Raw genomic sequence first — 14373 nt, 5'->3', positions numbered from 1 at the left:
TGGGCCGTGACAGGTCCCGGGAAACCCATTAGCCGATCAGTCTGCCATGCCCGTCGGTCAGCTCGACGGGGATGGGCTTGTTTCCAGGACAAAGCTTGGAGTTTAACAATGCCCAATGCAAACAAAGGATTTTATGCCGTGATATCCACCCTTCGTGTTTTTGCTGTCCTTGCGATTTTCGTTGTGGCTCAACCCGCATTTTCCCAAACCCCGCCCGATGCCGGGCGCATCCTGCAGGAGCTGCAAACACCCCCCCTGCCCCCGACTCCCAGTGACGGCCTGGTCATCGACCCCCCGACCCGGGAGCCCGTCGCCCCCGGCGGCCCCACGGCCGAGGTGCGCACCCTTGAGTTCTCTGGTCACAGCGCCTTTAGCGATGAGCAGGTAACCGACATCGTTGCGGATCGTTTGGGACAGGAGTACGACCTTGCCGGATTGCGTGATATCGCCTGGCAGGTCACCAGCTTCTATCAGCAAAAGGGTTATCCCTTCGCGCGCGCTTTTTTGCCTGCCCAGACCCTGAGCGACGGAACGCTGCGGATCGAGATTGTTGAGGGGCGCTATGGCCAAGTTCTTGCCCAAGGAGATGAACGCGTCGCCGATACGGCCCAACGCTGGCTTGGCGCTCTACAGGAAGGCGAGGTGATAGCCTCCGCCCCGCTGGAGCGCACCACCCTGCTGCTGGATGATCTCCCCGGCATCCGCACCGCTCCGCTGATCCGCCCCGGACAGGAACTCGGCACCGGTGACCTGCTGGTGACCGTCGAGCCTGACAAACGTTACAGTGGAGATGTCGCCGTCGATAATCACGGCAACCGCTACACCGGCGAATACCGCGCCCGCCTCGGGTTAAACCTCAATCCCTTGATGCGGGTCGGTGATCAATTGCAACTGCGCACCATGGTCACCAACGAAACCCTGCTGTTGGGCTCGGCCACCTACAGTGTGCCCGTCGGCTACTCCGGGCTGCGGGCGCAGGTGGGCTATGCCCATACCGACTATGAACTGGGCAAGGAGTTTTCCGTCGCCGAGAGCACCGGAACCGCCCAGATCACCAGCGCGGGGCTCAGCTACCCGCTCGTCCGCTCCCAACGCACCAACCTCAGCGCCGGCATCCTCTATCAGCACAAACGCCTGACCGACGATGATCTGACCGGGCGCACCCGGCGCAACAGCGACAGTGTCCCCATCAGTCTGCTGTTTGATCATCGCGACGGATTCCTGGGCGCCGGCATCACCTACGGCAGCCTCGTCTGGACGCAGGGGCGGGTCAAATTCAACGACAGGGTCGCCGATCGTCCGCAGGGCAACTTTCACAAGATCAATCTCGATGTCGCCCGCTTGCAGCAGATCACCGACAGTTGGACCTTCTTTGCCCGGGTCAGTGGACAGAAAAGCGACAGCAATCTGGATTCATCGGAGGATTTCGGTGTCGGCGGAGCCTATGGGGTGCGCGCCTATCCCAGCGGCGAAGGCTATGGCGACCAGGGCATTCTGACCCAGGTGGAACTGCGCTACCGGATCCAGCAGGTCAGTCCCTATCTGTTCTATGATTTTGGCCATGTGCGCATCAACAAGTTTTCCGAGGAGACCGACAACCACCGCCGTATCGACGGCGCCGGCATCGGGTTGCGCGCCGCCTACAAAGGCTTCAGCACCGATCTTGCCCTGGCCTGGCGAACCAGGGGCGGAGAGCCCCTGTCCGACAGCAAGGATCGTAACCCGCGCCTGTGGGCCACTGTGGGCTACCGGTTCTGATCAAAAAACCTCTGTCAACCTCGGGGGCGGCTCGTAGGCCGCCCCTTTAAATGACGATCAAGGAGTCAAGCACATGCACATTTTTACCGATGGTTTTACCAGCGTCTCTCTGTCCAACGGCAACCTGCGTATCAAGCTGGCCCAGAACGGTCCCGACAACGAACCGGTTGAGGTGGCGACCCTGATTTTGCCGGCGCTCACGGCCCCGAACTTTATCAACGGATTGAGCCATGCCCTCAAGCAGTTGGAAGAGCAGATCAAGGCCAAGCAGGNTGGCGACCCTGATTTTGCCGGCGCTCACGGCCCCGAACTTTATCAACGGATTGAGCCATGCCCTCAAGCAGTTGGAAGAGCAGATCAAGGCCAAGCAGGGAGACCCTGCTGCGCAGGCCAAGGGTAATTGAGACATCTTGGCTATCTCAGGGGGCGTATGGATTCACCAATTGCGCAACCAAGGACAAGGGAGACCAACCTGCAGCAGGCTGAATGGACGTTTCGATTTTTCTCCTGTTGACGTCGCAGGCCATCAAGGTGTGGGCCTGCCCTGATATATCCCCCCGTCTTTTTGGTGACGATGGCTATTCTTTCTCGGGCATAGCCGAGGAATGGTGACTGGTAATGAGCCACTCCGAGCCGTTCCAACGATAGGTGTAGCTGTAACGCCCGCTGACCGAGGCCCCTGTTTTGGCGAAGGTGAAGGTGTAAAGTCCAGCATCCACCGCCGTGTTGCAGCCAAGTTCGATGGTTCGCATGTCAATCCTGCCCGAAGGTCGATCTTCCAGAAAATGGTGGAAGTAGTCTTTCTTTTCTTCCACGGTGAGGCGGGGCTTATTTGAAACCGTGGGCAGGAGAATGGAGCGTTCAGCATAGTTCTGCACGACCTTGGTCGGGTCACCCGTTTGCAACGACGCATTCCAACGATCAAACAGCGCGGCGATTTCCTGCTCCGTCACCGCTTTGCACACCTCGGTGTATGTCCCTTGCTCACCGACCATCTTGCCTTGGTGGGCGGCACAACCCGTGAAAATTAAATTAATTGCGACCCAAATGAATAGAAGTTTTTTCATGAATATTTCCTCCTTTGCGAAGTATTTGAAGTGCCGCGCAAAGCCTATATGAAAATTCCCCGTAACACAACCATATTGGCAGATCGGGGTCGGACCAAGCCAACTTACTGATAGCTATATAAAATTAATACAAAAAATGGGCATTTTCTACCGCCATGGGTCGATTTTTTGGGGTGAAATTGACTCCATAGCTTTGCCCTTGCCATCCCCCCCTCGCCTTCCGTGCTGATTTTACCCTCAAAAATCGGCCCATGGCCTGATTTTAAGGGGTATTTCAAAAACCTTTTCGTTTATTTCCGGATACTTAGCTTGGTCCGACCCTGCGAATCTGTATAAACGCACGGAACACTAGCGGGCCGAACAAAAGGGATGAAATTTCAACCACTTCAGAATTCAGAAATTTTGTTAAAAGGTCTGTAATGAAAAAACAGAAGTTGAATAGTTGCAAGTCACCGAATCGGATATAAGATCTTTACAGGCTTAAGGATGCAACACCCCTTAAACATTTGATTACCCGAAACAAAGGAGCTCGCAATGAACAAAGAGCAAATGAAAGGCAAATGGAACCAGTTAAAGGGCGAAATTAAAATTCAATGGGGCAAACTGACGGATGATGATCTTGACCGCATTGAGGGAAATCGGGACAAACTGGTCGGCAAGATCCAAGAACGGTATGGCAAAACAAAAGAAGAGGCCGAGCGCGAAGTGGACAAGTATAACAGCACACCTTAAGGGGTTTTTTCCTGAAAAGGCGATCTGCACTGATCGCCTTTTTTTCAATCGATGCCCACGGAATGGGGTGTCAACTCCAATACCAGGCGACAAAGGGCAGGGCATCTTTTGCAGGGCCGGTACAAAGCTATTCCATGTCAATAATACCCAAAAGGAAAACAAGTCATTTCTTCTGCCGCGTCGCTGTGGGCCTGCTTTCGTTGGCGTTGGTCTTCGGCACTGCCGTGCCGCTATTCCGCAGCGACGCTTGGTGGATACGTATCTTTGATTTTCCGCGCATACAGATCGCCGTGCTGTTGGGGCTAACGCTGGCAGGCTATGTAGCGTTGCGTTCTTACGGGCGATTGCGGCCGTGGGAATACGCGCTTGCTGCGGTAGTCGGACTTGCGCTGGTCTGGCAGCTCATTTCCATCGCTCCCTACACGGCGTTTTATCCCAGGGAAATGTCGGACAGCCATGCCGAAGACGATTCCAACCGCATATCGCTTTTGATCTACAACGTGCTCTACGATAATCGGGAAGTGGCAGCGCTGCGCAACCTCATACGCGACAACGATCCCGACATCATTCTGTTAAGCGAACCAACCCAGTGGTGGCTTGAACAGCTCGACGGCCTGGAAGACGACTATCCTTACACGCTATTGCATCCGCAGGAGAATCATTACGGAAAGCTGCTTTATTCCCGATTAGAGCTGGTGAATCCAGAGATCCGATTTTTGATTGAGCCGGAAATCCCGTCGCTTCGCTCCCAGGTGCGGCTCCGTTCGGGAACGCTCGTGACCCTCTATGGCGTGCATCCACGCCCTCCCGGTGCAAAACGCCCCGAAGGCGAGGAAGACGGCGGTGCCAAGAATGACGAGGGAGATGAGGCCGAAGACGGCGAGCGAGAAGACACCGATATGCGGGATGCAGAGTTGCTGCTGGTTGCCAAAGAGGTAAGTGAACTGGGGGACGTTCCGGTCATCGTCGCCGGCGATTTCAACGACGTGGCCTGGTCGCACACCACGCATCTTTTTCAGCGCATCGGAGGCTTGCTCGACCCTCGGGTGGGCCGGGGCTTTATCAACACCTTTGACACCAGAAGCCGCCTCATGCGCTATCCGCTGGATCACGTCTTCGCATCCAAACATTTCCTTCTCGTCGAGCTGCGTCGCCTTCCCGACATCGGATCCGACCACTTTCCCATGCTCGTAGTTCTCGACTACGATCCCGGCGTTGCCGCGGCAGACGAAGAACCCCAGCCGGACGCCGGCGATGAACAAGAAGCTGACGAGGTTATCGACAAAGGAAAGTCTAACGGCTGACAAGGCAAAGAAAGGGGTGGAATCAGGATCTGTCGCGGTCGGCATCGACCGGCTCCGCTTTGCCGTCCGGCCCGATGAACTGAAGCTGCCTGCGCGGATAGACGCTGATGAGCCGTCCCTGGTGCTCGGGCTTTTTCAGCTCATCCATGACCCGCATCGTCAGCTCGCTCTTCCACGTACGACGCTCCCGGGCGTGGACGAGATAGCGGATGACGAGGTCTGTCCAGGAATCGTTCATCGCTAGAAAGACCTGGGGGTCCCCCGGCACCCCCGTCTCCAGCCCAGCCCTGCGCAGGATTTCGCCGTAGCGACGTGCCGGTTCGACCATCTGCACTCCGAGAAGCTCCCCGGCCACTCCAGTCAGCACTTGCATCCCGTACCCCAAATCCGATTCGTTGGCCAGCGGCACGGTCAACTCATCCCAGACGTAAGGAAAATCGCGGGTCAGATTCACCACCGTCCCCGCCAACACCTCATTGTTGGGGAAAGTGATGAGCCGCCCCGTCGGCTGTTCCGCCTGGACGAACCCTCCCCGCCCCGGCGAGCCGATTTCCCAGACGGTCGTCGTCAGAAAGTCGATCTGGTAGACGTCGCCGAAGACCTCACCCACCGCCACCCGATCCCCCACTCGGTAATATCCTTGGAAGGAGTTGAGAATCCACCCGGTGAAGCTCTCGATGGGGGTTTGCAACGCCCAGGAGAGGGCAAGGCCGATGAGGCCGAGGGAGCCGACCAGCGCCCGGATATCCCCCGCGAGGACGCTCAGGGAGATCCCCGCCGCCAGAAGCCAGACGCCGATGCCAAAGAGGGCGATCAGTGCGTTGGCCCGCTCCCACCTTCGCAGCGTCCTTCGAAGCAAGGGACGGATGATGCACACCAGAAACCAAGCGACGGCAAGAACACCCAGGACGACGACGAATTTGGGGAGATTGCCGTAGAATCCTTCCCACAGGACTTGCACCGTGCGAGCCGCCTCTTCGGCGGCGGCCTGCCCGAGGGGTCCTTCCATTTCGGTATTGCCGGACTCCTGAGCGGCAGGCTTTTCGCCGGGGGCGGTTTCGGCCGAATCGCCGGGAAGGGGGGCGGCCGTGACGACCATCCCCTCCTCGGCGCCGTCGACAAGCCCGGTCTCCCAGGGGGCGATGATCATGAGCAGAAGGCTGGTGAGGGCCACCGCCAGAAGGGTGGCCTGGCGGAAGCGGCGCAGCCTTCCCCGGGCTCCGGACAGAGGATCGCCCGGGTTGCGGCGCGCCCCCGGCCGTCTACGGCGGGGCGGACGCCGCCTGCGCAAGGCGGAGCTTCGGTTCTGCGGCGGGCGATTTTCGATCATTCGTAATGTCCCCTGGGCGGGCGTTTACGCAAAGTTTAGCAGATGCAAGGCGGGGTGAAGGGAGGGGAAATGCCTGGCAGATGATTTTCGTCGAATCGACCTTTCAATCATTCAATAGCGTAAACCCTGACAAGCAGTTGCCGTCGGATTCTGTCGAGACATCAGGGATACCGGGTCACCTGATCGCCACGGGGATTGACGATAACAAGAGCACTTTCATCACCGCCGTGATGAGCCGTCCACAAGCCATATAGCGCCTCAACGTCCCTGCGGCGATTCGCCTCGGGGGCAGACAACCAGGCAGGGGTTGCCGTCAATTCCACGCTCCCTTCACCTCGATAGGCAACGCGGGTGAAAAAAACATCGTCAAGAATGTCAAGAATCTCCAGGTTGAGCTGTTCGACATTCTGGACAAACTGGTGGTATGAAGGCGGTCTCACCTGGGCGGCATCGGCAGGCGCCTCCGAAGTCAACAGAGAGTCATGGACCCAGCCGCTGCCTCCAATCCAGGCGATGCGAACGCGAACCCAGTCATTTCGTCGTTCGATTTCCGTTAATTCATGCCCTTCCCCAAGCTGCATCAGAACGGATCGACTTGTATCGGGTCCCGACCGCACGTTAACACTGGAACCGGTGACATAAAGGCGATCGCCGCTTGCGGCTATACCGCTGGCGGCATCGAGAAAAAGGCAGATAAGAAGCAGAAAAAACAGACGGCGGAACATGATGCGCTCTCCTTGATTAAGCCAAAAGGGATAGAATTGATTTTCAATACGTGTCTAATCACCCCGTACTAAGCAGTTAGGTGAACACTGTATTCTGGCCAGGCATGCAGGCCGAAGCCGCAACATTGGCAATTCGTGCGCAACTAATTTTTAATTTTAGCCCAAAACCCGGAAAGACGCCAATCTGAATGGTCCACATTCCCGCAATTCCTGCTACATCCAGAGACTCGAGAGAGGTTGTCCCAGCGTCGGTAAATAAAAAAGAGGCAACGCCTGTTGCCAGGGTCGCCTCTTTTTTATTTACCGGCGGAACTCAGCCGCCCTTCATTCGACGATTACTCAGACATGAAGCCGTCATTGAGCGTTTTCATAAACGCGACGAGGGCTGCCTGCTCTTGTGCGCTCAGCCCCAGATCTCCCAGCAGCGGCGAGAGGTTCTGGTCGACTTCGGGCGGCGGCCACATGCCCGTGTCGCGCGAATTGTAGAACGCCACCACCTCCTCAAGACTCTTGAAGACCCCGTTGTGCATGAAGGCCTTCACGAAAGTCTCATCGGGACGCAGGTCTGCGTTGCGCAGGGTGGGCGTCCTGTGCTTGCCGTAATTCTGCTCAGCGAATTCCTGGTACTCGGGCCGGGTCTCAAGGAATCCTGCGAGGCCCGGATCAATCCAGTTCTCGCCATCGGGGTTGAATTTTTTATGCTGGGTGTAGAAGGGGTTCTCGGGATTTTTCGGGACACCCAGGTTGTGGTAGCGGAAATCGGTGAAAAGCGGGGGCTCGCCGTTCGGCCCCGGGGTGGTCAGGTGGCAGACGGAACACAGCGCCTTGCCATTAAACAACTGCCAACCCATCATTTCCTGCTCGGTCAGTTCGACCATGCCGGCTTGCCAGGCATCGAACTTTGCGCTGTACGCGTTGACTTCGCTGGAGCCCTCGTAGGCGGCAATGGCTAGGCCGACATAGTCGTAGGTTGCCTGCAGGTTTCTTGGACGGCAATCAAAAGAGCCGGGGCCGAAGACCTGCGCGAACAGAGCGGCGTAGCTCTCTCCCACCAACTCCTCGGCGAACCGTGACTGTTTGATGCGCTGGCAGATGACCTGCATGTTGGGGTTGGCCTGCTCCAGCGGATTCAGGAACGGCCCCTGCGCCTGGTCGGCAGCCGGGTTGCCGAGGATTTCGCCGGTTGCGCGACCGTCCCAGAAATTGCCGCCCATGAACTCGCCCGGAGAGGTCATGTGGAAGACGGGACTGGGCGTGGCGTAGGCCGAACTCGGCGGCTTGCGGTTACCGAAGCGGTTGTGCTTGGCGCCCTCGTAGACCGCGCCGTGCGCGTTGATCTCGCTCAACGGCCCGGTCCAGCCGGCTTCAGGCCCGTGGCAGACAGCACAGGACTGGCCTTTCGGGGTCGACAGGTTGGTGTCGAAAAACAACGCCTTACCCAGTTTCTCCATCGTGTTCAGCGGCTGCGATACGCCTCCGTTGATCATGGCAGAGGTGGTGGCCGTGTCCGTCGCCCCCATATCGTCGGTTACGGTGAGGCTGACAGTGTAGTTGCCGGCCATGGTGAATGCGTGAATGGGATTAACGCCCGTGCCGCTGTTGCCATCACCAAAATCCCAGTCGTACGCGACGATGAAGCCGTCGGCGTCCGAGGACCCCGACCCGTCGAAGGTAATGGTTTCGCCCACCGCACCGCTGTAGGGTCCAGCGGGGTCGGCCGTCGGCGGCTGATTGCCCATCGTCTCGACGGCGATGCTGAGTTGCGTCGCGGCAGAGTTGTCGCCCTGGGCCCCGCTTTGCCCGTCCACCGAATTGCCGGCGGCGTACATGGTTACGGAGCCGCTGACCGGTGCGGTCCAATCGAAACTAAAGGTCACCTCGCCGTTGGCGGCGGGCTTGGAGGCCGTGTGCGTGATTTCGTTGTTCAGCAGCTTGGTGCCGGCTGCGGAGACCGTCAGCATTCCTCCCGTAACGGAGACATCAAGGCCGCCGGCGACCTCCTGGCCGCCGCTGATGGTGAGGGTGTAGGTGTGGGTCGAGCCTGGGGCCACCGAATTCGGTCCGCTGAGGGATACGGATGGGACTATACCTCCGCTGTGGCACAGGGTGCAGGTTGCCCCGCCATTGGTCGCCGGGTTGCCGGAATAGCCGGAAATTCCGCCGCTGAAAGCCAAGGCCGTACCGGGCATCGCAAAGCCCAGCGTCGCCATGAACAGCAAGAGAAAAGCTATTGGTCCTTGCATTCTTCTTATCCTCCCTTTCACATGTGTAGGCAGGCTCCGGCCACTGGCTCGGCCGAGCGCATGCATATCCCCCCGGACTCTGGTGCCGCCTTTTTTTCTCACCTCCTTTCACACGGATGATGCGCACGCCGTCGAATGCATAAAATAACTGAGACGATGGGGGGGATTTCCCGTGGTGTGCCCTTTAAATCGTAGGTGAAAAACATATTCGACGATTCTTCGCGCAGAGGAAGCATGGTGGCAGGCGTGCATTTCCTCGTTCGTTTCCGTAAAACGGCTATGCAAGGCATGTTATCAGAAGTTTGCCCCCATGCAAGTCGGACACCGGCACCGGCCGCCCTAAGCCGCTTTCCGGGTCCAAGCAAAGGCGTGGACAAGCGTAACTCACTGGTGCCGCTGAATGCGCTTGCGGGCGCACCGTACCAGGATATGCTTGCGGGATAACTCAGACCAACAAGGCGCACCTTGTCACAATATGTCAAACTGTGCCCGGCGGAAGATCAGTGATAATCAGGTTTTTTAATATGTTGACATGATCGCTTTCTCCAAGGTATCAGAAACCATTGGTTGGCGGCTCAGGTTCCGGCAGTAGACGTTCTTCATGAATTACTATTCAGGAGAAAGAGACGATGCGCAGGTTATTCTGGCTGTTGGCCCTTACGGGATATTTGCTACTGCCGGCCTGCGGTAGCGACAACAAGGATATTGATGCCGAACTCAATATCGATCGAAGCGGATTTACCGCACATTTTGATCTCACCGAGGGAATACTGCCTTTCCCTACCAACCTTCTTTTTACAAACAGCGTGGACGTCACCCTCTGCGGCAGCGACAACCGTCATGCATGAAGCCATGGCGACCTTTGTCGCGACCGATGGTGCAACTGTTTTCATCAGCAATGAAGCGGTGGCTGAGTAAACAAGGCCGAATTGAAGCGATTGTCGATTATTATTTTGCCCCGAGGGTGGCGCTATGAATCAACGACAAATTCCTGAAAAACAAAAATGCTTCCGAAGGTTATTCAAACTGCTGACCGCAGGGGCTTTGGCTCTCTTTCTGATGGCGTCTGGGCCTGCGCATTCCTTTGAATTCGGCCAGGGAGACTGGACCGGCAGCCTGGATACAACCCTGTCCTATGGCCTGATGTGGCGCGTTCAGGACCGTGACCAGCGTTTGATCGGCACGGCCAATGGCGGAACGGCCCGATCGGTCAATTATGACGACGGCAATCTCAACTACAGAAAGGGACTGGTCAGCAATGTCGTCAAGGCGACTTCGGAACTGGCGCTCAATTATCGTCGCGATATGGGCATTTTCCTGCGCGGTACCGGCTTCTATGATTTTGAAAACATGGAGGGAAGCAGGGAAAAAACCCCTCTGAGCAGCGAAGCCAAAGATCTGGTGGGTAAGGATCTTCGCCTGCTCGATGCTTTTGTGTGGGGCTCTTTTGATGTGGGAGACATGCCCGCACAGATTCGTGTCGGCGAGCAGGTGGTGAATTGGGGGGAAAGCACCTTCATTCAGAACGGCATCAATGTCATCAACCCGATCAACGTCAACGCTATCCGACTTCCGGGGTCAGAGGTCAGGGAAGCCCTGGTTCCCGAAGGTATGGTGTGGGGATCCATCAGCCCGACGATGAACACCACCTTTGAAGGTTTCTACCTCTACGACTGGAGGGAGACGGAAATCGATCCGCCGGGCTCCTACTGGAGTACCGCCGACTTCGTGGGTGATGGAGGTCATCGGGTCATGCTCGGCTTCGGGGATGTCCCGGATACCGCCGACCCATCCAGCGGCCAGGTCGTGACCCGGGGTCCAACGCGTAAAGCCTCTGATTCCGGGCAATTCGGCCTGGCCATGCGGATTTATGCTCCTGCTCTGAATGACACGGAATTTGGTTTTTATTACATCAACTATCATAGCCGCCTTCCGGTCCTCAATGCGACAACCGGTACCGCCGCTGCTGCCGCCGGAGTCGATCCCGAGGGGCGCACCTATGCAGAAACGGCGCAGTATTTCACCAGCTACCCGGAAAACATCAAGCTCTATGGCGCAAGCTTCAATACTCTGCTTCCCACATCAGGCATTGCCCTACAGGGTGAAATCTCCTATCGCAGAGGCGTGCCTTTGCAGATCGATGATATCGAGTTGCTTTTTGCCGCATTGGGTGCCATCGACAACCTGAGCCCCGGCAACACACCTGTTGCGCCGTTGGCCGAGTTTGGTCAGTTGGGGCTGATTCCTTTTGAAACTGAAATCCCCGGTTACATCCGTCGCGATGTGATTCAGGTTCAATCCACAGCCACTCAACTGTTTGGGCCGACGTTCGGTGCCAATCAATTTGTCCTGATTGGCGAAGTCGGTATGACCTATGTGCGCAATATGCCTAAAAAATCTGAACTGCGCCTGGAAGCGCCCGGCACACCGATCAGCGGCAATGAGGCGCTGAAGGGCTTTCACTTTGATGAGGTCGAACCCGCCGGCCGTTTTGCCGACTCTACGTCTTGGGGATATCGCATGGTGGGACGTCTCGATTACAACAACGCCATCGGCGCCGTCACCCTCTCGCCGCGCATTGCCTGGCAGCACGACGTGCAGGGCACCACGCCCGGCCCAGGCGGCAACTTTGTTGAGGGCCGCAAGGCCATCACCTTCGGCATCGGTGCGGATTACCAGCTGCGCTGGGGTGCCGATTTGAGCTACACCAATTTCTTCGGTGCCGGACGCTACAATCTGATCAATGATCGTGACATCATCGCCGCCAACATCAAGTATTCATTCTAGAAATAGGGGGAACCTCATGTTCAAACAAACCTTTCGTTTACTGGGAGCCCTTTTTCTGGTGCTTGGGGTTGCTAGTTTTGCTTCGGCACAGTTGCTCCCTGAGGAAATCGCGCGACTTGGCAATGATCTGACCCCTCTTGGTGCCGAGAAGGCCGGTAACGCAGACGGAACCATTCCTCCCTGGACCGGCGGCCTGACCGCGCCGCCCGCGGGGTACCAGAAGGGCGACCATCACCCCGATCCTTTTGCCGATGATGCCATCCTCTTCACCATTACTGCGGAGAACATGGGACAACACGCCGACAAGCTGACCGTCGGCCACAAAGCCATGCTGGAAACCTATCCCAGTTTCCACATGAACGTCTATCCAACCCGCCGCAGCGCCGCAGTGCCCCAGCGCATCTATGAGGCGACGCGCGAAGTGGCCGCCACCGCGCGTCTGGTCAACGATGGCGATGGCGTCGCCGGTGCGGTCGTTGGCATCCCCTTCCCCATTCCCAAATCGGGGATTGAAGTCATCTGGAACCACCTGCTGCGTTTTCGCGGTGAAGCTGCCCAGCGGCGCATTGCCCAGGCCGCTGTAACCCGCGGCGGCAACTACACTCTTGTGCAGTTCAAGGAAGAGTATTTTCTGCTCTACGCCAAAGAAGGCATCACCGAGGAGGAACTGGGCAACCGGATTTTGTTTTTCAAACAGGAAGTGACTGCGCCGGCCCGCCTGGCCGGAGAAATCCTGCTGGTGCATGAAACCCTCGACCAGGTCAGAGAACCGCGCTCCGCCTGGGTGTACAATCCCGGCCAGCGCCGCGTCAGACGTGCCCCCAATGTGGCTTACGACAATCCGGGCACGGCTTCGGACGGCATTCGTACCAACGACCAGTTCGATATGTTCAACGGGGCGACCGATCGCTACAACTGGGAGCTGGTCGGCAAAAAAGAAATTTATGTGCCCTACAACTCCTATAAACTTCATAGCAATCGCCTGAAGTATTCCGACATTCTGACCCCATTGCACGTCAATCCCGAGCACCTGCGCTACGAACTGCATCGGGTCTGGGTGGTGGACGCGACCCTGAAGGACGGGGCGCGGCATCTGTACAAACGCCGCACCTTTTATGTCGATGAAGACAGCTGGCAGATTCTGGCCGTGGATATCTACGACAACCGTGATCAGCTCTGGCGCGTCTCCGAGGGGCATGTCATTAATTATTATGAGGTACCGACCTTGTGGACGACCCTTGAGGTCCACACCGACCTGCAATCCGGGCGCTACCTGGCCGTCGGGCTCAACAACGAGAGCACCATGTTCAACTTCGATGTTCGTCCCAGCCTGTCTGACTTTGCTCCCGGCGCCTTACGCCGGGGCGGAACCCGCTAACGACCATCCGGCTTGCCCGGATGAAAACGACCATGAAAATGGCCGGGTCCCTGATCCGGCCGTTTTCATGTGTGTACTTTCGGAGCCTGTATGCGCCGGATTTCTTGTCTCGTATTCTTCCTGATCATGACCCTTTCACCCTTAAAAATTCCGGCCGGTGATACGCAATACGCCATTCAGGCTCCCCTTGCGGTGCGCTCGCTGCTGCTCGATGGCCAATCTGTCGAGGGCCTGGCAGTGGTCGTCGGGGAACGCGGTCATATTCTGCGATCGGAAGACAAAGGGCAAAGCTGGCATCAGGTCAGAGTGCCGACCCGCGCCACCTTGACGGCGGTGCATTTTCAAGACCGACAACTCGGTTGGGCGGTCGGCCATGATCAGGTCATCCTCAAGACCGTCGATGGCGGTGAGTCCTGGCAATTGATGTACGCTGATCCTGAGGCCGAAAGTCCGCTGCTGGATGTCTGGTTCACGGATGATCAAAGAGGTTTTGTCATCGGCGCCTACGGCGCTTTCCTTGAGACTGAGGATGGTGGAGAAACTTGGGATTCGCGCTGGATAAGCGAGCACGACTATCATCTGAACAAAATGGCAGTCGGCCGGGACATTCTTTATATCGCCGCCGAGGCCGGCAATTTCTATCGCTCGCGAGACGGCGGAGAAACCTGGGACGAACGCTACCCGCCCTATGAGGGATCTTTTTTCGGCGTTCTGCCTCTCAACGGCAAAAGCCTGCTGCTCTTTGGCCTGCGTGGCCACCTGTTCCGCTCCGATGATGCTGGAGAATCCTGGCAGGAGATCGACAGCGGCACCCAGGCCACGTTGAATAATGCGCTGATACTTGCTGATGGCCGCATCCTGATTGCCGGCCTTGCCGGGGCGCTTCTCATCAGTGATGACGGCGGCGCCAGCTTCGCATTTCATCTGCGACCCGATCGCCAGGGACTCTCCGCTTTGCTGCAGATGGATGACGGAAGCGTGTTTGGTGTCGGAGAATTCGGCGTTGACCGGATCGCAATGCCTGCGTCCCCCACGCCTGCCGATTGACT

General features: G+C 57.5%; 11 protein-coding genes. 7 read left to right on the top strand and 4 right to left on the bottom strand.

Annotated elements, in window-relative coordinates; all coding sequences use genetic code 11:
* The first annotated feature begins 138 nt into the window (after positions 1-138).
* The gene (locus GFER_RS11100; RefSeq protein ID WP_200889316.1) at positions 139-1758 is read left to right on the top strand and encodes a ShlB/FhaC/HecB family hemolysin secretion/activation protein; all 1620 of its coding nucleotides are present in this window, start codon (positions 139-141) and stop codon (positions 1756-1758) included.
* Positions 1759-2336: 578 nt separating this feature from the next.
* On the opposite strand, the gene GFER_RS11090 is transcribed toward GFER_RS11100, so the two are convergent.
* Complete coding sequence (locus GFER_RS11090) at positions 2337-2753, bottom strand: SgcJ/EcaC family oxidoreductase (RefSeq protein WP_139172099.1); 417 nt, start codon at positions 2751-2753, stop codon at positions 2337-2339.
* Between the two features lie 606 nt (positions 2754-3359).
* Between GFER_RS11090 and GFER_RS11085 the strand changes: the two genes are divergently transcribed.
* Positions 3360-3557, top strand: a complete 198-nt coding sequence (locus GFER_RS11085) for a CsbD family protein (RefSeq protein ID WP_040099444.1) — start codon at positions 3360-3362, stop codon at positions 3555-3557.
* Positions 3558-3691: 134 nt separating this feature from the next.
* Positions 3692-4861 carry an endonuclease/exonuclease/phosphatase family protein gene (locus GFER_RS11080; RefSeq protein WP_161807404.1) on the top strand — a complete coding sequence of 390 codons (1170 nt, stop codon included), beginning with the start codon at positions 3692-3694 and terminating at the stop codon, positions 4859-4861.
* Between the two features lie 22 nt (positions 4862-4883).
* Here the strand turns inward: GFER_RS11080 and GFER_RS11075 are convergent, their stop codons facing one another.
* From GFER_RS11075 to GFER_RS19360, 3 genes are all read right to left on the bottom strand, one after another.
* Complete coding sequence (locus GFER_RS11075) at positions 4884-6191, bottom strand: mechanosensitive ion channel family protein (RefSeq protein WP_074669527.1); 1308 nt, start codon at positions 6189-6191, stop codon at positions 4884-4886.
* A gap of 161 nt (positions 6192-6352) precedes the next feature.
* Entirely contained in the window at positions 6353-6916 is a 564-nt protein-coding gene (locus GFER_RS11070) for an SH3 domain-containing protein (RefSeq protein WP_040099439.1), read from the bottom strand.
* Positions 6917-7251: 335 nt separating this feature from the next.
* Positions 7252-9159, bottom strand: a complete 1908-nt coding sequence (locus GFER_RS19360; RefSeq protein WP_161807403.1) for a choice-of-anchor V domain-containing protein — start codon at positions 9157-9159, stop codon at positions 7252-7254.
* Between the two features lie 629 nt (positions 9160-9788).
* Here GFER_RS19360 and GFER_RS11060 point away from each other — a divergent pair.
* The 4 genes from GFER_RS11060 to GFER_RS11045 all read left to right on the top strand — a co-directional run bounded on the left by GFER_RS11060 (position 9789) and on the right by GFER_RS11045 (position 14371).
* The gene (locus GFER_RS11060; RefSeq protein ID WP_040099437.1) at positions 9789-10007 is read left to right on the top strand and encodes a hypothetical protein; all 219 of its coding nucleotides are present in this window, start codon (positions 9789-9791) and stop codon (positions 10005-10007) included.
* A 124-nt stretch (positions 10008-10131) separates the two neighbouring features.
* Positions 10132-11946, top strand: coding sequence for a DUF1302 domain-containing protein (locus GFER_RS11055; protein WP_052446298.1), 1815 nt, complete (start codon positions 10132-10134; stop codon positions 11944-11946).
* A gap of 16 nt (positions 11947-11962) precedes the next feature.
* The gene (locus tag GFER_RS11050) at positions 11963-13324 is read left to right on the top strand and encodes a DUF1329 domain-containing protein (RefSeq protein ID WP_040099435.1); all 1362 of its coding nucleotides are present in this window, start codon (positions 11963-11965) and stop codon (positions 13322-13324) included.
* Between the two features lie 90 nt (positions 13325-13414).
* Entirely contained in the window at positions 13415-14371 is a 957-nt protein-coding gene (locus GFER_RS11045; RefSeq protein ID WP_040099433.1) for a WD40/YVTN/BNR-like repeat-containing protein, read from the top strand.
* Positions 14372-14373: the final 2 nt, after the last annotated feature.

The organism is Geoalkalibacter ferrihydriticus DSM 17813, from assembly GCF_000820505.1.
GTDB classification, from domain to species: domain Bacteria; phylum Desulfobacterota; class Desulfuromonadia; order Desulfuromonadales; family Geoalkalibacteraceae; genus Geoalkalibacter; species Geoalkalibacter ferrihydriticus.
The sequence above is the reverse complement of the archived record's forward strand: the minus strand, read 5'-3'. Positions and strand labels throughout refer to the sequence as shown.

Excerpts from the sequence above, each read along its gene's own strand:
- GFER_RS11075 (WP_074669527.1), bottom strand. The coding sequence starts at position 6,191 with ATGATCGAAAATCGCCCGCCGCAGAACCGAAGCTCCGCCTTGCGCAGG.
- GFER_RS11080 (WP_161807404.1), top strand. The coding sequence starts at position 3,692 with ATGTCAATAATACCCAAAAGGAAAACAAGTCATTTCTTCTGCCGCGTC.
- GFER_RS11090 (WP_139172099.1), bottom strand. The coding sequence starts at position 2,753 with ATGGTCGGTGAGCAAGGGACATACACCGAGGTGTGCAAAGCGGTGACG.
- GFER_RS19360 (WP_161807403.1), bottom strand. The coding sequence starts at position 9,159 with ATGCAAGGACCAATAGCTTTTCTCTTGCTGTTCATGGCGACGCTGGGC.
- GFER_RS11045 (WP_040099433.1), top strand. The coding sequence starts at position 13,415 with ATGCGCCGGATTTCTTGTCTCGTATTCTTCCTGATCATGACCCTTTCA.
- GFER_RS11050 (WP_040099435.1), top strand. The coding sequence starts at position 11,963 with ATGTTCAAACAAACCTTTCGTTTACTGGGAGCCCTTTTTCTGGTGCTT.
- GFER_RS11060 (WP_040099437.1), top strand. The coding sequence starts at position 9,789 with ATGCGCAGGTTATTCTGGCTGTTGGCCCTTACGGGATATTTGCTACTG.
- GFER_RS11070 (WP_040099439.1), bottom strand. The coding sequence starts at position 6,916 with ATGTTCCGCCGTCTGTTTTTTCTGCTTCTTATCTGCCTTTTTCTCGAT.
- GFER_RS11055 (WP_052446298.1), top strand. The coding sequence starts at position 10,132 with ATGAATCAACGACAAATTCCTGAAAAACAAAAATGCTTCCGAAGGTTA.
- GFER_RS11085 (WP_040099444.1), top strand. The coding sequence starts at position 3,360 with ATGAACAAAGAGCAAATGAAAGGCAAATGGAACCAGTTAAAGGGCGAA.